General features: G+C 36.6%; 22 protein-coding genes and 1 riboswitch. Of the genes, 9 read left to right on the forward strand and 13 right to left on the reverse strand.

Features of this window, described 5'->3' with window-relative positions:
- Nucleotides 1–68: 68 nt before the first annotated feature.
- Together JO178_RS03535 and JO178_RS03540 are read right to left on the reverse strand one after the other, a co-directional pair.
- Nucleotides 69–1,028, reverse strand: a complete 960-nt coding sequence (locus JO178_RS03535) for a D-2-hydroxyacid dehydrogenase (protein WP_291931699.1) — start codon at nt 1,026–1,028, stop codon at nt 69–71.
- Nucleotides 1,029–1,112: 84 nt separating this feature from the next.
- A complete protein-coding gene (locus JO178_RS03540; RefSeq protein WP_291931702.1) occupies nt 1,113–1,523 on the reverse strand; it encodes a phosphoheptose isomerase in 411 nt (136 codons plus the stop codon).
- A gap of 332 nt (nt 1,524–1,855) precedes the next feature.
- On the opposite strand from JO178_RS03540, the gene idi reads away from it, so the two are divergent.
- Nucleotides 1,856–2,365: an isopentenyl-diphosphate Delta-isomerase gene (gene idi, locus JO178_RS03545; protein ID WP_291931705.1), complete on the forward strand. Its 510-nt coding sequence runs from the start codon at nt 1,856–1,858 to the stop codon at nt 2,363–2,365.
- A gap of 84 nt (nt 2,366–2,449) precedes the next feature.
- Nucleotides 2,450–3,526 carry a glycine cleavage system aminomethyltransferase GcvT gene (gene gcvT / locus JO178_RS03550; RefSeq protein WP_291931708.1) on the forward strand — a complete coding sequence of 359 codons (1,077 nt, stop codon included), beginning with the start codon at nt 2,450–2,452 and terminating at the stop codon, nt 3,524–3,526.
- Nucleotides 3,527–3,763: 237 nt separating this feature from the next.
- Here gcvT and JO178_RS03555 read toward each other — a convergent pair whose 3' ends face one another.
- Entirely contained in the window at nt 3,764–4,117 is a 354-nt protein-coding gene (locus JO178_RS03555; protein WP_291931711.1) for an ArsC/Spx/MgsR family protein, read from the reverse strand.
- A gap of 117 nt (nt 4,118–4,234) precedes the next feature.
- On the opposite strand from JO178_RS03555, the gene JO178_RS03560 reads away from it, so the two are divergent.
- From JO178_RS03560 to JO178_RS03580, 5 genes are all read left to right on the forward strand, one after another.
- A complete protein-coding gene (locus JO178_RS03560; protein WP_291931715.1) occupies nt 4,235–4,702 on the forward strand; it encodes an acyl-CoA thioesterase in 468 nt (155 codons plus the stop codon).
- A 111-nt stretch (nt 4,703–4,813) separates the two neighbouring features.
- A complete protein-coding gene (locus JO178_RS03565) occupies nt 4,814–5,650 on the forward strand; it encodes a GLPGLI family protein (protein WP_291931718.1) in 837 nt (278 codons plus the stop codon).
- A 163-nt stretch (nt 5,651–5,813) separates the two neighbouring features.
- Nucleotides 5,814–5,881: riboswitch (Fluoride riboswitch) on the forward strand.
- Nucleotides 5,882–5,911: 30 nt separating this feature from the next.
- The gene (locus JO178_RS03570; protein ID WP_291931720.1) at nt 5,912–7,219 is read left to right on the forward strand and encodes a voltage-gated chloride channel family protein; all 1,308 of its coding nucleotides are present in this window, start codon (nt 5,912–5,914) and stop codon (nt 7,217–7,219) included.
- 114 nt (nt 7,220–7,333) lie between these two features.
- Nucleotides 7,334–8,209 carry a LysR substrate-binding domain-containing protein gene (locus JO178_RS03575; protein ID WP_291931723.1) on the forward strand — a complete coding sequence of 292 codons (876 nt, stop codon included), beginning with the start codon at nt 7,334–7,336 and terminating at the stop codon, nt 8,207–8,209.
- Between the two features lie 98 nt (nt 8,210–8,307).
- Nucleotides 8,308–9,243 (forward strand): putative sulfate exporter family transporter, encoded by a 936-nt coding sequence (locus JO178_RS03580; protein ID WP_291931726.1) that lies wholly within the window; start codon nt 8,308–8,310, stop codon nt 9,241–9,243.
- 79 nt (nt 9,244–9,322) lie between these two features.
- Here the strand turns inward: JO178_RS03580 and JO178_RS03585 are convergent, their stop codons facing one another.
- The 8 genes from JO178_RS03585 to JO178_RS03620 all read right to left on the reverse strand — a co-directional run bounded on the left by JO178_RS03585 (nt 9,323) and on the right by JO178_RS03620 (nt 15,613).
- On the reverse strand, nt 9,323–9,511 hold the full coding sequence (locus tag JO178_RS03585; RefSeq protein ID WP_291931729.1) for a hypothetical protein: 189 nt from the start codon (nt 9,509–9,511) through the stop codon (nt 9,323–9,325).
- Between the two features lie 169 nt (nt 9,512–9,680).
- A complete protein-coding gene (locus JO178_RS03590) occupies nt 9,681–10,922 on the reverse strand; it encodes an MFS transporter (RefSeq protein ID WP_291931732.1) in 1,242 nt (413 codons plus the stop codon).
- Between the two features lie 73 nt (nt 10,923–10,995).
- A complete protein-coding gene (gene rny / locus JO178_RS03595; RefSeq protein WP_291931734.1) occupies nt 10,996–12,561 on the reverse strand; it encodes a ribonuclease Y in 1,566 nt (521 codons plus the stop codon).
- 232 nt (nt 12,562–12,793) lie between these two features.
- Complete coding sequence (locus JO178_RS03600; RefSeq protein WP_291931737.1) at nt 12,794–13,081, reverse strand: cell division protein ZapA; 288 nt, start codon at nt 13,079–13,081, stop codon at nt 12,794–12,796.
- On the reverse strand, nt 13,081–13,383 hold the full coding sequence (locus tag JO178_RS03605; protein ID WP_291931740.1) for a hypothetical protein: 303 nt from the start codon (nt 13,381–13,383) through the stop codon (nt 13,081–13,083). The genes JO178_RS03600 and JO178_RS03605 overlap by 1 nt, the downstream gene beginning before the upstream one ends.
- A 139-nt stretch (nt 13,384–13,522) precedes the next feature.
- Nucleotides 13,523–14,305, reverse strand: coding sequence for a porin family protein (locus tag JO178_RS03610; protein ID WP_291931743.1), 783 nt, complete (start codon nt 14,303–14,305; stop codon nt 13,523–13,525).
- Nucleotides 14,306–14,308: 3 nt separating this feature from the next.
- Nucleotides 14,309–15,040: a bifunctional demethylmenaquinone methyltransferase/2-methoxy-6-polyprenyl-1,4-benzoquinol methylase UbiE gene (ubiE, locus tag JO178_RS03615; RefSeq protein ID WP_115929010.1), complete on the reverse strand. Its 732-nt coding sequence runs from the start codon at nt 15,038–15,040 to the stop codon at nt 14,309–14,311.
- A gap of 3 nt (nt 15,041–15,043) precedes the next feature.
- Complete coding sequence (locus tag JO178_RS03620) at nt 15,044–15,613, reverse strand: hypothetical protein (protein ID WP_291931753.1); 570 nt, start codon at nt 15,611–15,613, stop codon at nt 15,044–15,046.
- Nucleotides 15,614–15,714: 101 nt separating this feature from the next.
- Here JO178_RS03620 and JO178_RS03625 point away from each other — a divergent pair, with 101 nt between their 5' ends.
- Both JO178_RS03625 and JO178_RS03630 read left to right on the forward strand, forming a co-directional pair.
- Nucleotides 15,715–16,782: a ketoacyl-ACP synthase III gene (locus JO178_RS03625; RefSeq protein WP_291931756.1), complete on the forward strand. Its 1,068-nt coding sequence runs from the start codon at nt 15,715–15,717 to the stop codon at nt 16,780–16,782.
- Between the two features lie 70 nt (nt 16,783–16,852).
- A complete protein-coding gene (locus tag JO178_RS03630; protein WP_291931758.1) occupies nt 16,853–18,058 on the forward strand; it encodes a metallophosphoesterase in 1,206 nt (401 codons plus the stop codon).
- A gap of 42 nt (nt 18,059–18,100) precedes the next feature.
- Here JO178_RS03630 and JO178_RS03635 read toward each other — a convergent pair whose 3' ends face one another.
- Nucleotides 18,101–18,823, reverse strand: a complete 723-nt coding sequence (locus tag JO178_RS03635; protein WP_365865766.1) for a polysaccharide deacetylase family protein — start codon at nt 18,821–18,823, stop codon at nt 18,101–18,103.
- 114 nt (nt 18,824–18,937) lie between these two features.
- Nucleotides 18,938–19,903: an NAD-dependent epimerase/dehydratase family protein gene (locus JO178_RS03640; RefSeq protein WP_291931763.1), complete on the reverse strand. Its 966-nt coding sequence runs from the start codon at nt 19,901–19,903 to the stop codon at nt 18,938–18,940.
- Between the last annotated feature and the right edge of the window lie 65 nt (nt 19,904–19,968).

Genomic DNA, 19,968 nt, shown 5'->3' on the forward strand with positions numbered 1-19,968 from the left:
AACTTACGTTAAAAAAATAGAAAAGCACCTCAAAGAGGTGCTTTTTGTTTTTATATACAATCCTTAAATTAATGGATCTGTAAAATACTTGAAATCTGCTCCGCCAGAGACAATCCTATTCTGTCCTGGGCTTCAAGAGTAGAGGCTCCCGTGTGAGGAGTCAGAGAGATTTTAGCGTGTGAAAGAATTTCCTTAGAAGGTGTAGGTTCATTAATGAACACATCCAGTCCTGCAAATCTCACTTTACCCGAATCCAATGCTTCAATAAGAGCGGCTTCATCGATGACCCCTCCTCTGGAACAGTTGACAATAGCCACACCGTCTTTCATAACATCAAATTCATTTTTACCAATCATATACCCTTCTTTCTGAGCCGGTACATGCAGGGTAATAAAATCCGAATGTTTTAAAACTTCCTGCAAAGGTTCTGTTTCTATGTCAACATTGATAAACTGATTGTTATAGAATTTCACCTTAATACTGGCTCTTCCTACATTATTGTCTGCGGCTACCACTCTCATTCCAAGACCCAGTGCTATTCTTGCTACCTCCTGTCCTATTCTTCCCATCCCTATAATTCCGATGGTCTTTCCTCTCAATTCAATCCCTGCAGCATATGCTTTTTTAAGTCCTGCAAAGTCTGTATCTCCTACCAGAGGCATTTTTCTATTGGAATCCTGAAGAAATCTTGCTCCTGAGAATAAGTGTGCAAAAACCAGTTCCGCTACAGATTCCGAGGAAGCCGAAGGGGTATTGATGACATGTATCCCTTTTTCTCTTGCATAATCTACATCAATATTATCCATACCCACACCACCTCTGCCAATGATATCAATGGATGGGCAGCCGTCAATAATATCTTTTCTTACCTGTGTTGCACTCCTCACCAACAGAGTACGGATTTTATGTTCATTAATATAATCCACTAAATATTCCTGTGGAACTTTTGTTGTAATAACCTCAAAACCTTTTTCTTGTAATGCATCAATTCCAGATTGATCCAGTCCGTCGTTTGCTAAAACTTTCATAAATACTCGTATATTAAAAATTGAAAGATTTAAAAATTAAAGGGATATTCTCCCGTTCAATCTTTAAATCTCTGAATTATATTTTTATTCGCCGTCTTCTTTGAATACTTCAATCGTCACCTGTTTTTCTACCAAATCCGTAAATCTGCCTTTATATCGTGTTGCTCTTACCAGGTGGTTATCAATCCAGTGATAGTTTCCTCCTCTTGGCTTTCCGCAAAGTACACTATGATATTTGAATCCGTGTTTGTTCAGCCAGTCGATGGTAATCTGTTTCAGATTTTCGGTTCTTGAAGTGAAAAAACAGATCTGATGTCCTTCGTCATACCATTTATTAACGGTTTCTAAAGCATCAGGATAAGGTTCGCAGGTAACCATTCTTTCAGGTTCTTCATTCGGAACATCTTCTGTAATGGTTCCGTCTATGTCTATTAAGTAATTTTTTACACCATCCTTAAGAATAGGACTGATGTGTTCTATGTATTCTAATTCCATCTCTAAACATTAAGTAACAAAGTTAGCGTTTTTACACCTATCAGGTACATTAATCTTAGTTTAAGTTAAAAATTTACTATAAAAACCACTATTTAATAAATAATATAAACATTTCATTCACTATTTTACTATTTATGGTTAAAAATTTACGTTTCATTATTTAATTTTAATGATTAAATAATGAGAATAATACGTAAAAAGAGAGTGGATATCAATTAAAAGCCGTGTATGATATAGGCTATCTTGGGAATCAATTCACAATTCTATTGATAAAAACATGATGTTTATCTAAAAATTTCCAAAATACATTAATTACACTTACATTTGTAGAAATGGAAGAATTTGTAGTATTAGTGAATCCTGAGGATGAGGTTTTGGGTCTGATGGAAAAACAACAGGCTCACATCAATGGGTTGTTACATCGTGCTTTTTCAGTATTTCTATTCAACAGCAAAGGGGAAATGCTTCTTCAAAAAAGAGCTTCAGGAAAATATCACTCTCCTAACCAATGGACTAATGCCGTATGCTCTCACCCGAGAAATGGTGAAACTTATCTTGACGGAGCCAAACGCAGGCTGAAGGAGGAGCTAGGTATTGATTCGGAACTTTCAGAAAAATTCAATTTTATCTATAAAGCAGATGTAGGCGGAGGACTTTGGGAACACGAACTGGATCATGTATTCGTAGGAAAACATGAATCTGATTTTAATTTAAACAAAGAGGAAGTGGAAGAAGTGCGATTTATTGCTCCGGAAGATCTGGATCAGGAAATAGCGGAAAATCCTGAAAACTTTACGGAATGGTTTAAAATTATCCTTGAAGAATACAAACATCACTTTTAATACACCGGCTTTCCGGAATAAAAACGATCATCCTTTTTAAAAGAGACTTTTAACAGTTTTAAAATAAAGAAATAAAAATTAAATATGAAGAAAACAGCCTTGTACGACAAACACGTTTCTTTGGGAGCCAAAATCGTACCTTTTGCAGGTTTTGAAATGCCTGTACAATATTCAGGTGTAACGGAAGAACATTTTGCCGTAAGAGAAAAAGCAGGATTATTTGATGTTTCCCATATGGGACAGTTTTTCATTGAAGGTCCGGGATCAAAAGATCTTTTACAGTTGGTTACGACAAACAATGTGGATGCTTTGGAAAACGGAAAAGCTCAATATTCATGTCTTCCGAACGAAAATGGAGGAATCGTGGATGATCTTATCGTTTACAAAATGGAAGATGACAAATATTTCGTGGTTGTCAATGCTTCAAATATAGATAAAGACTGGAACCATATTTCAAAATACAATACTTTCGGAGCAAAAATGACCAATGCATCTGATGATATGTCATTATTGGCTGTTCAGGGACCAAAAGCTACGGAAATACTTCAAAAGCTTACAGAGGTTAATCTTTCAGAAATCCCTTACTACCATTTCACAGTAGGAAGTGTAGCCGGAGTTAATGATATCATCATTTCCAACACAGGATACACCGGAAGCGGCGGTTTTGAGATTTATTTCAACAACGAAAATGCAGAGAAACTTTGGGATGCAATCATCCAGGCTGGTGAAACGGAAGGTATTATTCCTTGTGGTTTGGCTTCCAGAGATACTTTAAGACTAGAGAAAGGATTCTGCCTTTACGGAAATGATATCGACGATACAACTTCTCCGATTGAAGCCGGCTTAGGGTGGATTACCAAGTTTGATAAAGAATTTGTATCTAAAGAAATCTTTGCAAAACAGAAAGAAGAGGGAGTCAGCAGAAAATTAGTAGGTTTCGAGCTTACAGACAAAGGAGTTCCAAGACACGATTACCCTGTTGTAGATGCAGAAGGTAATGTGATCGGAAAAGTAACTTCGGGAACGCAGTCTCCAATGAAAAAAATAGGATTAGGTCTGGCTTATGTAGACAAACCTCACTTTAAACTAGGATCTGAAATCTTTATTCAGGTAAGAAATAAAAACATTCCTGCAAAAGTAGTAAAAGCTCCTTTTGTATAATTGTTTAAAAATACTGATAAAAAGATGTTCCCAATCGGGGACATCTTTTTTTATTCATATATATGATTCCATCACTGGTCCGTTAAAACAAAAGGAGACTCATTACAGTCTCCTTATTACTGAATAACAGGTGCAGCAAACGGATCGGTTCAGATTTTTTGTTTTAAAAAGCTGTTTTCATATTATTGTTCTCTGGCTACAATAAATATGAAATCTAATTAAATCAAACACTTTTATTTATTTTACGTCAAAAAAGTGTTGTAATTCTTCTACATTTTTCTTGTCATTTCCTACAAATATTTCTTTATCAGTCAGAAAAACAGGTCTTTTTAAAAAGGTATAATGATCCAGCAGCAATTCTTTAAAATCCTTCTCCGCTAAAGACTTTACATCCAGCCCTCTCAGTTTAATCTGAGTAGATTTTTTACTGAATAAAGCTTCGTATGATTTGGTCTTTTTATACATTTCTTCCAGCTCTTCCTTGGTAATGGGAGCTTTTTTAATTTCTCTAAGCTCCCAGTCCGTAAGATCAAACTGTGCTAAAATTTTTCTGCAGGTATCACATGTATTGAGATGAAATACTTTCTTCATTGTTGTTTAAATCTATTAATGTTAAAATTCTCTTTCATTCTGATTTCGTCTTTCAAAAGTAGGATTTAATCTAAAACTTTGGAAATTATTAAATAACTTTATTCAAATTTTAAAAAGATGGAGAACAAACCTATTACTTTTCAGTTTATTTCGGAGCCTTCAGATGTTAACTATGGTGGAAATGTACATGGAGGAAGCGTTATGAAGTGGATTGATCAGGCGGGATATGCATGTGCTACAACCTGGAGCGGAAATTATTCTGTAACGGTTTATGTAGGCGGAATCAGGTTTTACGAACCAATTAAAATCGGGGAAGTGGTAAAAGTAGATGCACAGGTGATCTATACCGGGACATCAAGTATGCATATTGCCATCAATGTTTTTTCAAGAAATCTGAAACAACCCAATTTTGATAAGAAAACCCATTGTATTATTGTTTTCGTTTCTGTAGATGAAAACGGGAAAAAGCTACCTGTTCCCAAATGGGTTCCTACCACAGAGGAAGAAAAACAACTCGAACAATATGCTAAACGCCTGATGGAGCTAAGAACCCAGATCGAGGATGAAATGAAACCTTTTTTGTAGCGCCCGAAACTGAAATTTGAAAGTAAGGTCTCTGGAAGGCATCATTTCCAGATTTCATCTTCCTATATTTCATCTCTAACTTTTTAAAACATACACCATTTAAACGATAATATGAGAGCTATTTTTACACTATCTGCTTTATTGCTGATGGTTTTTATTCAGGCACAAACCAATAGGTTTATTTATGAATTACAGTACAGGATGGACTCTACAGATGCTCATCTTGAAAAACTGAATATGATTCTGGATATCAGCCCAAAAGAAGTAAAATTCTATGGACAAAATCTGGCGATCACAGATTCTTTAAATAAAAAATTCGGAATGAGTTCCGACTATACTGACATGTCCGGACAAGTTGTTAAAAGGAAGATCAATTCTTTTGACAATGAAAACTATATCAATATCAAGCAAGGATATTATATTTTTAAAACCACGGATAAAATCAACTGGACTATTTCTGATGAAACTAAAAAGTTAGGCCCATATACTCTGCAAAAAGCCGGTACAAGATTTGGTGGCAGAAATTGGACAGCCTGGTTTTGCAAGGATATACCCTTTAATGAAGGTCCTTTTAAACTTCGTGGACTTCCTGGTTTGATTTTCGAACTATCAGATGCTAGGAAAAATTTCATCTATAATCTTATAAAACACCAAAAACTTCCGGAAACCTATTCTACTGATGACTTTCTCGAATCTAACTTCGGAAATAAAGCCGTTCTCATTAATGAAAAGCAAAAGCATAAGCTGCTCATGGAATTTTATAATGACCCATTTGCTTTTGAGAGAAATAATTTCAGCAAGACTGATAATAATTTAAAAATCAATATCAACGGAAAAGAAATTCACAATATTGATGAACTCAATACACAGACGAAAAGTATGCAGGAAGTGATCAGAAGATACAACAATCCTCTTGAGGTTGATAAAGCAATGCATTATCCGCAATAGTAGGTATTGAGAGTTTGCAAATTAATAAATGATTTATTTATTATGAAAGCGGGCTAAAGCCCACTTCTATTGATCCGGCCAAGTACATATAGAAACTTAGCAGAAGTATCTTGTATCTTGTATCTTGTATCTTGTATCTTTTAAGCTTAATTCCTATATTTGCAGTATAAAAGGAAATGGTGTTCTTCCTTACCCAACCGCTTTATAAAAGCTGATGACGCCTGATTGAGAGATTATTAACAATAACTAATCAGGATTATTATGTCAAAAAATCAACGAACACTTGGAAACAAAGCCCTTTTTCATACTTATTTTTTCTTCAGAAAATTTCCGGCGCTGCCTTATATTTTTAAATGGCTGTTGATCAGTATTATTATCGGGGGACTTGTAGGAACAGCCTCAGCAGGTTTTTTACAATCTCTGCAATGGGCTACCGACTTCAGAGAAAATCATTTATGGCTCATTGCATGGTTGCCGGTTGCCGGTTTTTTAATTGGTCTCTTATACTACTATCTGGGGAAAGATGTTGAAGCAGGAAATAACCTACTGATTGATAATATTCATGATCCCAAAGGAATCATTCCTTTTAAAATGGCTCCTTTCGTGTATCTGGGAACTATGGTCACCCATTTCTTCGGAGGTTCCGCAGGGCGTGAAGGTACCGCTCTACAAATGGCCGGAGCTATTGCAGATCAGCTTACCAGACCTTTTAAACTTAACCGGAATGAGCGAAAAATATTAATTATTGCTGCTATTGCTGCCGGCTTTGGCTCTGTTTTCGGAACTCCTTTGGCCGGTGCCGTTTTCGGACTTGAAGTCTTTCTGATCGGAAGAATTCGCTATAATGCTATTTTTCCTGCTTTTGCTTCTGCCATATTAGCAGATTGGGCTACCAATTTGTGGAATGTTAAACATACCCATTACCCTATTGATTTTATCCCTAAATTGGAATTCTTACCTATTCTGTATAGTATTCTTGCCGGGATTGCGTTTGGCATCTGTGCTGCTGCCTTCAGTAAAATCATTCATTGGGCAGGTTCCGTTTTTAAATCAAAAATAAAATATCCCCCGCTCCGCCCTGTAATCGGAGGAACGGTTATCGCTTTAGCCGTTTTAATTATGGGAAGTACCCGATACATCGGATTAGGGGTACCGGTTATTGTGGAGTCCTTTGAAAAACAGCTTCCTTTCTACGACTTTGCCTTCAAAATGATTTTTACCATTGTAACCTTATCTGCGGGATTCAAAGGTGGAGAAGTAACTCCCCTGTTCTTTATCGGAGCTACGCTGGGAAGCGCTTTATCACTCTTCATTCCGCTTCCTTTCGGTTTACTGGCAGGAATGGGATTTGTTGCAGTATTTGCAGGCGCAACAAATACTCCATTGGCCTGCATGCTCATGGGAATTGAACTCTTCGGAGCAGAATGCGGGGTGTATGTAGCTATAGCCTGTGTCGTTTCTTACCTTCTTTCAGGGCATAACAGTATTTATACCAGACAGAAAATTGGTGAAGCGAAGAACAGAAGATACGAAAACCAGCAGGAAAGATCGATTTCGGATTTTTTATAAGGCTACAGCTTCTGTTTTACCTAGTTAGTCTGATAGGGTAAACACTGAACTTTAAATTTAAACTCCTCCAATACGAAACATGGGATTTACAAGTATAATTCGTATTTTTACCCCATGTTTGATTACAGGTTAAAAGTTTTCCATACCGTAGCTTCCAGGCTCAGTTTTACCAGGGCTTCAGAAGAGCTTCATATTTCTCAGCCGGCGGTTACAAAGCATATCAAGGAAATTGAAACCCAATTGGGAGCCAAATTATTTGATCGTAAGGGAACTTCTATCCAGCTTACCCAAAGTGGAAAAATACTTCTTGAACATGCTGAAAAAATCAGAGGAGTATACCGTGATCTTGAGTTTGAGATCAGCCAGATTAACCAGCAGCATAAAGGGAAACTCATCATTGGAGCAAGTACCACTGTTGCCCAGTATATCCTGCCGGAAATACTGGCAAAATTCAATTCGTATTATAAAGATATTAAAATAGAGCTTCTTACCGGAAATACGGAAGCTATTTCACAGCTTTTAAAAGAGGAAAAAATAGATCTGGGCATTATCGAAGGTGAATCCCAATCCTCTTATTTCGATTATAAAACATTTAAAGCTGACGAGATTGTATTAGCGGCAAAAGCCAACCATCCTCTAGCTCATAAAACACTACATTTAAAGGATTTGTATGATGTAGATATGATCTTCCGGGAACAAGGTTCAGGAACTCTGGAATTTATTCAGAACCGGCTGAAAGAAGAAGGCGTTCATATCAATGAGCTCCATACCGTTATCCATCTCGGAAGCAGTGAAAGTATTAAAAATTACCTCCTCTATTCGGACTGTATGGCATTTCTCTCCATCAGCACCATTCTTACTGAACTTAAGAATAATATACTCACCGTTATTGATATCAAAAACTTCAGTATTGAAAGAGATTTTCATTTTATTCTTCCCAAAGGGGAACAATCAGAACTGATTAAACTGTTTCTAAGATTCACGGACTAAGTTTACTTATAACTTATAGTTATTCAATATAACAAAATACGATTTACTTTGTAATAATAAATTGCGGAATTTTGAACTCTATTTTAAAAGTTCGCACTATGAAAGATTTCATTCACAATGAAACGACACGAAAAGTAATTTTTATATTTCTGGCTGTCTTATGTCTTACACCGGTAATTTCTTCACCCATCGCTCTGATTCTAGGTTTTTTACTGGCTGTTTTTATCAGGAATCCCTTTGAAAAGCACCTTCATCAATATATTCATTTGTTATTACAGATTTCCATTGTGGGTTTAGGATTCGGGTTAAAACTGGATGAAGCGCTACATGCCGGAAAAACCGGATTAATGCTAACAGTAATCAGTATTATGACGGTAATGGTTTTAGGATATTTTTTAGGTAAAATATTCAAACTGGAAAGACCATTATCTTATCTGTTGTCTGCCGGAACTGCTATCTGCGGAGGAAGTGCTATTGCAGCCGTCTCTCCTATTATTAAACCCAGTACAAAACAGATTTCTCTGGCACTGGCTATTGTTTTCACCTTAAATTCCATTGCATTATTTGTATATCCGGCCATCGGGCATCTGCTGCATTTATCACAGGAACAATTCGGACTCTGGTGTGCCGTAGGAATTCATGATACAAGCTCGGTAGTAGGAGCAGCCAGTAAATATGGAGATGAGGCGTTAAAAGTGGCGACTACCGTAAAATTAGCACGGGCTTTATGGATTATTCCGGTTTCCGTTATCACCATGTTTATTTTCAAAAATAAAGAATCAAAAATCAAAATCCCATGGTTTATCGGATATTTCATTCTTGCTATTCTGCTGAATACATACTTTCCTATTCTTGATCATTTCAGTACTGCTATTACTGCTATAGCAAAATCAGGACTGAATCTGACTTTATTTTTTATCGGATCTACCCTTTCTCTTCAAACTCTGAAAACAATAGGCTTTAAACCTTTACTTACAGCCGTCCTCCTTTGGGTGACCATAAGTATAGGCAGTCTGCTTTATATTATTCATTAAAAACAGCGTACCCCTCTTGAAATCAAGAGGGGTACGCTTATTAAATGTGGAAATGTTTATTTCATATTGAAATAGTATCTTAAACAGCTGACTGGCCACAAGTATACACCTGAGGACATCCGATATACTGAGCGCAGTACCAAGGTCCGGTTACGGAACCTGAACAGCTGCATCCGCAAAGGGACAAATCAGGATTTCCGCTAATTCCTCCAGTGATATTTTTCAGATCTGCTTTTCTTAATTTTTTAGCATTTTTAATGATGTTCATGTGATTTAGTTTTAATTAAACAATATAGTTTTAGTTACCTTTCAAAGTTAAACAAATATTAATTATTCGCAACATAATTTAATTAAAAATTAAATAATTTATTGATTATAAACTTTTTATTCTATAAAAGACAAGGTGCACGTTGCATTAATTTATTAAACAATATCGATTACTCTGTAAATTCAAGGTCTCTGTCATGCGTTTCCGAGATGGTAAGACAAGAATAAAATGCTAATCCAAATACAATAGTTCCAACAACAGCAGCACTTCCAATTACCGACAAATGACCTTTAAGAAAATCAAAAGCCAAAATCATTACAGGAACTAATCCCCGGACCATATTCGGAACAGTTGTCGTCGCGGTATTCCGGATATTGGTTCCGAATTGTTCTGCCGCCAGCGTCACAAACATAGCCCAATATCCCGTACCCAATCCCAGCCATACACAGAACAGGTAATATTTTGTTTCCGTATTGGTGTTCCCGAAAAGCTTAATTCCTACTCCGATCAGTGTAAAAACCAGCATATAAAAAATCGCCATTTTACGTGATTTTAAGATATGTGAAATAAAACCGCTGGATAGATCACCGACAGAAATCCCCACATAAGCCCACATAATTGCTTTACCCGGGTTAAGATCCTTTATTCCGAACTCAGGTGCAAACTGATTGGCTAGAACAGCCAGAATCCCTATGCAATACCAGGTAGGCAGCCCTACTGCAATACATTTTAAATATCTTATCAGTCTGTCTTTATTCATGAAAAAGGACAGAAAATTACCTTTGTCTATGCTGCTATGTTCCATATTCTTATAAATTCCGGATTCTGAAACGCTTATTCGTAAGAGCAATAATAAAATTCCCATCACTCCGCCGATGATATAAGAAATATTCCATCCGCCGGCTAATTCTACAGTTAATTGGGCAACGACAGCTCCCATTAATCCAAAACCAGCTACTACGGATGTTCCTATTGCTCTTAAATTCTTTGGCAGGCTTTCAGAAACCAGCGTAATTCCGGCTCCCAGCTCTCCGGCCAGTCCTATCCCTGCAACAAACCTTAATCCTGCATATTGGTACACCAAATGCTCTTTGGGGAAATAAGGTAAAAAACCGCAGGCAATATTTGCCAGAGAATACACTAAAATAGAACCGAAAAGAACGGAAAGCCTTCCCTTCTTATCTCCAAAAATCCCCCAGAAAACACCTCCTAGAAGCAACCCTACCATCTGGCAGTTCAGAATAAAGGTTCCGTCAGCATCAGGATTCAGCCCTAAAGCCTTCAGACTGGGGATCCTTACGATCCCGAATAAGAGGAGATCATAAATATCTACAAAATAGCCTAAGGCAGAAATAATAACGGGAATAGAGAAAATGTACTTCAGTTTTGAAGACAGCGACAGTTCTTGCATTTTTAAGTTTTGATAAAAATAAAAAACCTTTCAATTTCTTGAAAGGTTTTTATAAAATATCTTGATCCGGTTATTATCTTGCAATATTAACAGCTCTCGTCTCTCTGATTACTGTTACTTTTACCTGTCCCGGATAGGTAAGCTCATTCTGGATTTTTTCAGAGATATCGTAAGATAACTGAGAAGCTACTTCATCATTCACCTTTCCGCTCTCTACCATTACTCTTAATTCTCTACCGGCCTGAATTGCATAAGCACTTGATACTCCATCGAAGCTTAAGGCTGCAGATTCAAGGTCTTTTAATCTCTGAATATAAGATTCCAGTACCTGTCTTCTTGCTCCCGGTCTTGCCCCTGAGATAGCATCCGCTACCTGAATGATCGGAGATAGCAACGACTTCATTTCAATTTCGTCGTGGTGAGCTCCGATAGCATTTACTACTTCCGGATTTTCACCGTATTTCTCAGCCCACTGCATTCCTAATAAAGCGTGTGGAAGTTCAGATTCCTGCTCAGGAACTTTACCGATATCATGTAATAAACCTGCTCTCTTAGCCAGTTTTACATTTAATCCTAATTCAGCAGCCATTGTTGCCGCGATATTAGCTACTTCTCTTGAGTGTTGAAGTAAGTTTTGTCCGTAAGAAGAACGATACTTCATTCTACCTACGATCTTAATCAATTCAGGGTGTAATCCGTGGATTCCTAAATCAATAATGGTTCTTTTTCCTACTTCAATGATTTCCTCTTCGATCTGTTTTCTTGTTTTTTCTACAACCTCTTCGATTCTTGCCGGGTGGATTCTTCCATCTGTAACCAATCTGTGAAGTGATAATCTTGCAATTTCTCTTCTTACAGGATCAAAACATGAAAGAAGAATAGCTTCCGGAGTATCATCAACAATAATTTCTACTCCTGTTACGGCTTCTAAAGCACGGATATTTCTACCCTCTCTACCGATAATTCTACCTTTTACTTCATCTGATTCAATATTGAAAACCGATACCGAATTTTCAATAGCCTGCTCAGTCCCGATTCTCTGAATCGTTTGAATAACGATCTTTCTCGCTTCGTTTTTAGCATTCATCTGAGCTTCTTCCATAATGCTCTGAACGTGTGCCTGTGCTCTTGTTTTGGCTTCAGCTCTCATGGTTTCCACCAATTCTGCTTTAGCCTCATCCGCAGTGTAGTTAGAGATTTTTTCAAGAATTTCCACCTTTTTAGCAGTGGCTGTGTCTAATTCCTGTTGTTTCTTTTCTAAAATCTCGTTCTTCTTAGAATAATCAGCAATCTGTTTATCTAAATCCTTTTCAAGTTTCCCAACTTTACTGAGCTCATCATTAAGCTTATGCTCCTTATCTTTGGTTCTCTTTTCAACCTCCTGCATTTTCTTCTCACGAGACTGAATATCAGCATCATGCTGCGATTTCAGTTCCAAGAATTTTTCTTTGGCCTGAAGATTTTTTTCCTTCTTTATGGATTCAGCTTGTACGTTAGCTTTTTCTATAAGGTTTTCGGCATTTTTCTTTGCATCATCTATAATAAATTTTGCCTTAGTATTCAGAGAACTTCTGGAAAAAAACATTCCCACTGCAGCTCCAATTACTAAACAAACAACACCGACTATAACTTCTATCATAATTTATATTGAGTTTTAATTGTATTCATAATATTTTAAAATAAAAAAGCCCACAACAATTCAGAGATTGAGAGTAAACTCCTAATCAACACGATTTGAACTGATTTCCATTATCTGTAATCCGGGAATCCGGCACGCCATTTAATGGACATTCGTTCGGCAATTGTTTAGCGTTGAGTTTACCTTTAATGTGTTAGAATTATTGTAGGCAGTCTGTTCCGGAAAAAAAAATCTATTTCCCGATTTCATCCAGCGTTTGATTAATCTGAATTAATCTGTCGTTGGTAGAATTAATATTTTTTTCGTAGTTAAGAGATACTACTTCTGCATTGGTTCCTAATTTAAGGGCACACATTGCCAAAGCATCCTGCTTATCTCTAACATCGAAGTTCTGTTCAAAATCTTTAATCATATTCTCGATCTGCTTCCCGACTTTACGCAAAGTTTCCTCCTCTGCTGCCGGTACGTTCAGCGGATATACCCTTCCTGCAATGTTTACGGTTATTCTCCTTACCTCCATTATAGTCCACTGTTTTGAAGCTGCGCAATACAGAAATCAATTTCTTTCACCAATCTGTTGATATGATTCTTCATTAACCTATTGTGTTCAGGATTTCCTGATATTGCTGAATAAAGTTTTATATTTTTATGTTCTTCTGCTAATACCTGATTCTTTCTTCTTTCCTCGTCGTATTTCATCTTCAGTTCCTCATGCTCAGTATTTAATTCCGATAACTTTTCAGTAAGATTTTTGTAGTTCTTCTGCAGTACCAAAATCTTTTTCTCTATTTCTGAAAAATTGTTTTCTAAATCTTGAAGCATTTCAGGTTTGTATATTCTAACTAGAAGCAAAAATAAAAAAATATTAACACTAACAAAAATAAAAAGCCTTATATTTTGGTCTGCCAACAAAAAAGGAGATGCAGAAGCACCTCCTATGTATTTTCATTATGATATTTTCTTATTCAAACTTCAGCACAAACATAACCGCTCTTGTCTGCAATGTAGAGATGGCGGAAGCCCAATATGGAGGCGTAGTAGCATTATCAGCCACTTTTTCGTTATTCATAAAGAAAGTTCCTCTGATAGCAGGCGTCAGTTTAAATTTGTTGAAATAAAACTGAATTCCCATTTCTGCCGACCAGGCGAAGTTGTGTGTCGTAGATCTGAAGATCTGCTGCATATTATCATCGGTAGAACCTGCATTAGACTGCAGATTGACTACATAATTTACTCCTGCAGCAATATAAGGCCTTGAATTGTACCATCTCTGCCCGTGAAGTTCAAGCATTACGGGTATATCGATCAAAGTAGATTTGATTTCTCTTACTTTATCTTTATCCTGTAGCGGGAACGGTGTGAAAGGAGGATTCGTTAAAGATCCGCCTGCATAGATGTCATTAGATTGCGTATTAAAAGTCAACTGTCTTTGTGCAAACTGTAACCCTGGTTCTACCCTTACATCCAGATAGTCATTGAGTCTCCATTTTGCAATAAGCCCGGCACCGAAACTGTAACTGTCTTTAGAAGTAACAAGATTCTGGTTATCATTCATACCATACCTTGGGTGAAGTACAATACGGTAGTCCAGCCTGTTCCCGTTCAAATAAAACCCCCAACTGAATTTCTGTTCGTCGAAATCTTCCAGCTTGTCCATTCTGTTTCGGGTTCTGAATTGCGCGTTTGCAAAAACGGCAACATTTACTGAGGTTAAGACCAGTGCTTTTAATAGAAATTTATTCATAGGTTACTTTGTTGCTTTATAAATTGTGGCTATACCTAAACTTAGTTTTTTATATTCAACTTTCTTAAATCCCGTATCTAAAAGAATTTGCTTCATCTTCTCCCCGAAAGGAAAAGCATTTACAGAATCCGGAAGGTATGTATATGCCCTATTATCTTTGGAAACCAATCTGCCGATGGCAGGTAATATATTTCTGAAATAAAACATATAAAATGGCCCCATGAAACCCTCAACCTTTGAAAACTCCAGTATATAAACACTTTTGTTATCTTTAACTACTCTTCTTAACTCTGCCAAACCTTTGGTAAGGTTCTCAAAATTCCTTACTCCAAATGCAACGGAAACTGCATCAAATCTATTGTCCTCGAAGGGTAAATTTTCTGCATCTCCTTTTTGCATGGAAATTTTGCCGTCTAATTTAAGTTTTTTTATTTTAATAACGCCAACATTCAGCATTTGTTGTGATAAATCTAAACCAACTACTTTTGAGCCTGTTCCTTTTTCAATAGTAATAGCCAGATCTCCTGTTCCTGTAGCCACATCCAGCACTTCCTGCGGATTATCATTTTTCATCCATCTTACCAGTTTATTTCTCCATAAAACGTCAATTTTCATGGATAAAACATGGTTAAGAAGGTCATACTTCGGCGCAATGTTGTCAAACATATCCTCTACCTGGCTTTTTTTTGTAGCCTCTGAATTGTAGGGAGTAACTTTAGTGATATCTTTTGTCAAAACTTAAAACTTGTAATATTCTTTATAATAATTTAGGTAATCCTGCTTTCTGAAAATTTTCGATCTTGATTCCACTTGTTGGATATTCTTGATCACTTTGTCATAATCTTCATCTACATTGTAGTAAAAATCTTCTGTGTAAAGCTTATTGAAGTGCTTGGCCCCTCCGACATAATCCTTTCCGTCAATAGTTGTCTTATCCAGTGCCATTAGTAACGAATCTTTTTTCAGATTATATCCGTAATACTGGTCGTTCACATAATAATCCTGATGTGTGATATTGATCAAACCACGAAGTTTATTCACTTCAAATGCTGAATCGTAAAGCATTTTTTTATTCTGATCAAAAACCTGAATAGTGTTTTTCCCTTTATTCAGATCCACATGCACATATTGCCCCGCAGAAATGATTCCTTCAGATCCGTTATTGATTTTAAAGTAATACGTATTCGGGGTAGGATTATCTACAACATAATAATTCTTCTTGGCTAAAAAAAGGAAGTAGATCCCAAAGGCAACGATAAACGCCACAGCTGCAATAAGTAAGCCTTTTAAGGACGAGTTGTTTTTCATAGATTGTAAAGTACAATTTTTGCAAATTTAATAATATTTTTAATTCTCCGTTATTAATATTAATTATTAACTTTGCATCTTTAAAAAAATCATATAAACGAATGCCGAATACGATCATTATTGGCTCTGGATCTTACATTCCGAACAGAGTTATTGGTAGAGATTACTTCATGAATTCCGAGTTCTATACAGAAGACGGAGTAAAAATTGAAAAGCCTGTGGAAGAAACTATTGCGAAGTTTGTAGAAATTACAGAAATCGAAAACAGGAGATTTATCGAGGATGATCTTTCTAACTCACAAATCGGTTATGAAGCCGCAAAAATTGCCCTTGAAGATGCAAATGTAGACGGTGAAGACCTGGATTATATTATTTACGCAAGTAATTTCGGGGAAGTTACTGAAAACGGATATGCTGACTTTATGCCGACTATGGCAGCGAGAGTAAAAAATAAACTGGGTATTAAAAACAGAAAATGCGTAACCTATGATATGCTTTTCGGATGTCCGGGATGGGTGGAAGCTATGATTTTAGCAGATAATTTAATTAAAGCTAAAGTAGCTAAAACAATTCTGGTTATCGGAGGTGAAACACTAAGCCGTGTTACCGATCCACATGACAGAAACAGAATGATCTTTGCCGACGGAGCAGGTGCTGTTGTTGTAAAAGCAACGGATGATGAAAATGTAGGGATTATTGCCCACAATACGATCTGTGATAATGGCCCTGAACTGAATTACCTTGAAAATGCCCCCTCCATCAATAAAGAAGTTGATCAGAAACGTCTTTATGTAAGAATGTTAGGAAGAAAAATCTATGAGTACGCCCTAAAGAATGTTCCTGTTGCGATCAAAGAAACCATTACAGATGCAGGTCTTTCTATTGAAGATATCGACAAAATCCTTATCCATCAGGCGAATGCAAAAATGGACTACGCTATGATTGAGAGACTTCACAGACTTTATGATGTAAAAGAATACGACCACTCGATCTCTCCTATGACAATTCAGGATCTTGGAAATACCTCTGTAGCTACTATTCCAACCATGTATGATTTAATAATTAAAGGAAAAATGGCTGGTCAATCGTTTAAAGATAATGGTAACATTGTAATGACTTCGGTAGGTGCCGGAATGAACATCAATGCTATCGTTTACAGATTTCCTTAAAAGTATTTAAACCATTAAAAATATAAAAAGCACAGGGAAATTATTCTTTGTGCTTTTTTTAAATCAGAGTATGCAAAAAAATCTTTTAATCATTGCCGGAATCTTCCTTTTTCTGGAGATTTACATTTATCAGGCCGTAAGAACATTAACGGATAATTTTTGGCTGAGAATCAGCTATTGGGTAATATCTTTAATCATATACGGAGTCTTTGCCTATGAAGTCACTCATTACCAGAGATCAGACCGAAGCATGGTAAGAGCTCAGATTATGATTTCATTATTTTTAATATTCATCCTTCCTAAAATTTTTGTGGTCCTGTTTTTATTAATAGACGACCTTGTCAGAATCGGAGGTTACCTGATCGGATTTTCCAAACCTTCTGAAAACTTCTTTCCGGAAAGGCGAAAATTCCTCAGTCTGGTCGGCTTAGGAATGAGTGGTGTTTTGTCTGCTTTATTCATAGACGGAATCACTTTCGGAAAATACAGACACAAAGTGAGAAGACTAAGAGTGAATTTCAATAATCTTCCCAAAAGCTTCAAAGGCTATAAAATCGTTCAGATCTCAGACGTACACAGTGGAAGTTTTTCGGATCCCGGCAAATTACAGCACGCCATTGACTTGATCAACGAACAAAATCCTGATCTGGTATTGTTCACCGGAGATATGGTTAATAATGTAGCGGAAGAGTTCAAACCTTTCATTCCATTATTTTCGAAAATTAAAGCAAAAGACGGCAAGTTTGCCGTACTGGGAAATCACGACTACGGCGATTATGTAACCTGGGATTCTCCTGATGCTAAAAAGAAAAACCTGGACACTCTGATCAACTACGAAAAGCAGGCCGGTTTTGACATGCTGAGAAATGAGCACAGGGTTATTGAAAAAAATGGGGAACAATTATACATTCTTGGGGTTGAAAACTGGGGACTAAAACCTTTTCCGCAATTCGGAAAACTGGATGATGCTCTAAAAAACGTTCCGGAATCCGCTACTAAGATTTTAATGAGCCATGACCCTACTCACTTTGACTATGTGGTTAAAAAGCATCCTGCAAATGTTCATTTAACCCTTTCAGGTCACACCCACGGAATGCAGTTTGGGCTGGATCTCAAAAATATAAAATGGTCACCGGTTCAGTATCGTTACCCTAAATGGGCGGATCTTTATGAAAGTGAGGGCAAGCTATTGTACGTAAACAGAGGATTCGGAGTACTCGGATACCCTGGAAGAGTCGGCGTCTTACCGGAAATCACCCTTTTTGAACTGAGTTAACGCATTACCGGATAACAGACTATCCGTCTATACATTTACAGTTTAAAAAATATAATCTTTCATTCGGGAAGTAGCCATTTCCCTGTCATTGAGAAAAGTAAGGAGGGCATCTAATTTGTCCTCCATTTTTTTGCCCGAAAATAAGCTTCGGTAAAAAGGAATCTGAAACCTATATTTCTTAAAGTCTGTAAACTGCCATGTATTAAGATAGATCAGAACGAATTCCTCATTCTGCAAGGTTTCTAAAACCATGTTCTGATAATACTTCATCGGCAGAATCTGAAATACAAAATCATTATAGGGCAACTGGCTGTAAGGAGAGATACTTTCCGGAACAATACTCAATCCGTCTTCTTCAGTAATTTCAGTATCTCTTCTGAGACGTTTGAACGGGAAAAGAATATCCGCATTGTCAATATTGGAAACATAATTAAATTCCATCAACTTCAATTTTTCCTGTGGTACTTTCATGTCTTTCTGACGAATTCCCCGGATCTGTTTTTCCAGAAGATCCTGAATATTCTTCTTGGCATTTTCAATTTCTTCCGGATTTGATCCTTTATTATAAAAAGCAATTTCATGCCCTTTGGATGAAATTGCTTTTATAAGATTCTGCAGTTTTTCAGTGAGAGAAACCTCAACAAAAAAACTCGCTTTTATGTCATGAATATCTAAAATTCTAAGAATTGCTTTTGTGTTATCTTCTGTTATTTTTAATCTTTCTTCATCAGAAAATGAAGAGCTGTTTTCTGATTCAGCCTCCATATTCAGTATGTTAAAAGTCAATAATACCATTTAAATTAAATTTTATATAAATTATATAATCTATTAAAAATCAATAGTTAAAGCAATTTTTAATTAAAGTATTACTTTACATGATTAATTCTTAGCCAATTTTACTTTCAGATTCTTGATCATATCTTTCGTCATTTCAGAAATTCCGAAATCATAAGTCAGTCCCCAGTCTTTTTTCGCTACAGAATCATCAATAGAAGCCGGCCACGAATCTGCAATCGCCTGTCTGAAATCCGGGTTATAATCAATGGTAAAATCCGGAATTTCTTTTTTAATTTCTTCAGCCAGTTCTTTAGGAGTAAATGACATTCCTCCTAAATTATAAGATGAACGCACCGATAAATTTTCTTTCGGGGCTTCCATTAATTTCAGGGTTGCATTGATGGCATCATCCATATACAACATCGGCATTCCTGTATTTTCAGATATGAAACTTGTATACTTTCCGTCTTCTATCGCTTTATAAAAAATCTCAACAGCGTAGTCAGTTGTTCCGCCACCTGCAGGAGTTTTCCAGGAAATGAGTCCAGGGTATCTGATACTTCTCACATCTACTCCGTATTTATCGAAATAGTACTCGCACCACTTTTCTCCTGCCATTTTGGAAATTCCGTAAACTGTTGTCGGGTTAAGTACTACCTCCTGCCCTACATCATGTTTTGGAATTCCTTTTCCAAATACAGCGATTGAACTTGGCCAGAAGATCTTTTTAATAAGTCCTTCCTTCGCCATTTCACAAAAATGAAGCAGAGGTTCCAGATTTAATTTCCATGCGAAAATAGGTTGCTTTTCCGAAGTTCCGGACAACAGAGAAGCCAGGTGATACACAGTTGTGATATCGTAGTCCTGAATAATCTGTCTCACCAATTGTGTATTGGTAACATCCATTCTTTCATAATGCCCGGCAGAAGTAATTCCTTCCTGCCATCTGTCCAGACCTGAAGCTACAACATTTTCCGCTCCGTGAATTTCAACAAGTCTGTTCGTCAATTCGGTGCCGATTTGTCCCAAAGCACCGGTAATCAGTATTCTTTCCGTATAGGATTCCATTTTTCAGATTTTTTTAGAATTCTACAAAAGTAAAAAAAACATGTCAACCATAATAAAAAAGGTGT

It is taken from the genome of Chryseobacterium sp. (assembly GCF_019236175.1).
Taxonomy (GTDB): Bacteria; Bacteroidota; Bacteroidia; order Flavobacteriales; family Weeksellaceae; genus Chryseobacterium.

What these genes read in the sequence shown, in the direction of transcription:
- JO178_RS03535 (WP_291931699.1), bottom strand. Translation starts at nt 1,028, where the DNA reads ATGAAAGTTTTAGCAAACGACGGACTGGATCAATCTGGAATTGATGCA.
- JO178_RS03540 (WP_291931702.1), bottom strand. Translation starts at nt 1,523, where the DNA reads ATGGAATTAGAATACATAGAACACATCAGTCCTATTCTTAAGGATGGT.
- idi (WP_291931705.1), top strand. Translation starts at nt 1,856, where the DNA reads ATGGAAGAATTTGTAGTATTAGTGAATCCTGAGGATGAGGTTTTGGGT.
- gcvT (WP_291931708.1), top strand. Translation starts at nt 2,450, where the DNA reads ATGAAGAAAACAGCCTTGTACGACAAACACGTTTCTTTGGGAGCCAAA.
- JO178_RS03555 (WP_291931711.1), bottom strand. Translation starts at nt 4,117, where the DNA reads ATGAAGAAAGTATTTCATCTCAATACATGTGATACCTGCAGAAAAATT.
- JO178_RS03560 (WP_291931715.1), top strand. Translation starts at nt 4,235, where the DNA reads ATGGAGAACAAACCTATTACTTTTCAGTTTATTTCGGAGCCTTCAGAT.
- JO178_RS03565 (WP_291931718.1), top strand. Translation starts at nt 4,814, where the DNA reads ATGAGAGCTATTTTTACACTATCTGCTTTATTGCTGATGGTTTTTATT.
- JO178_RS03570 (WP_291931720.1), top strand. Translation starts at nt 5,912, where the DNA reads ATGTCAAAAAATCAACGAACACTTGGAAACAAAGCCCTTTTTCATACT.
- JO178_RS03575 (WP_291931723.1), top strand. Translation starts at nt 7,334, where the DNA reads ATGTTTGATTACAGGTTAAAAGTTTTCCATACCGTAGCTTCCAGGCTC.
- JO178_RS03580 (WP_291931726.1), top strand. Translation starts at nt 8,308, where the DNA reads ATGAAAGATTTCATTCACAATGAAACGACACGAAAAGTAATTTTTATA.
- JO178_RS03585 (WP_291931729.1), bottom strand. Translation starts at nt 9,511, where the DNA reads ATGAACATCATTAAAAATGCTAAAAAATTAAGAAAAGCAGATCTGAAA.
- JO178_RS03590 (WP_291931732.1), bottom strand. Translation starts at nt 10,922, where the DNA reads ATGCAAGAACTGTCGCTGTCTTCAAAACTGAAGTACATTTTCTCTATT.
- rny (WP_291931734.1), bottom strand. Translation starts at nt 12,561, where the DNA reads ATGATAGAAGTTATAGTCGGTGTTGTTTGTTTAGTAATTGGAGCTGCA.
- JO178_RS03600 (WP_291931737.1), bottom strand. Translation starts at nt 13,081, where the DNA reads ATGGAGGTAAGGAGAATAACCGTAAACATTGCAGGAAGGGTATATCCG.
- JO178_RS03605 (WP_291931740.1), bottom strand. Translation starts at nt 13,383, where the DNA reads ATGCTTCAAGATTTAGAAAACAATTTTTCAGAAATAGAGAAAAAGATT.
- JO178_RS03610 (WP_291931743.1), bottom strand. Translation starts at nt 14,305, where the DNA reads ATGAATAAATTTCTATTAAAAGCACTGGTCTTAACCTCAGTAAATGTT.
- JO178_RS03620 (WP_291931753.1), bottom strand. Translation starts at nt 15,613, where the DNA reads ATGAAAAACAACTCGTCCTTAAAAGGCTTACTTATTGCAGCTGTGGCG.
- JO178_RS03625 (WP_291931756.1), top strand. Translation starts at nt 15,715, where the DNA reads ATGCCGAATACGATCATTATTGGCTCTGGATCTTACATTCCGAACAGA.
- JO178_RS03630 (WP_291931758.1), top strand. Translation starts at nt 16,853, where the DNA reads ATGCAAAAAAATCTTTTAATCATTGCCGGAATCTTCCTTTTTCTGGAG.
- JO178_RS03635 (WP_365865766.1), bottom strand. Translation starts at nt 18,823, where the DNA reads ATGGAGGCTGAATCAGAAAACAGCTCTTCATTTTCTGATGAAGAAAGA.
- JO178_RS03640 (WP_291931763.1), bottom strand. Translation starts at nt 19,903, where the DNA reads ATGGAATCCTATACGGAAAGAATACTGATTACCGGTGCTTTGGGACAA.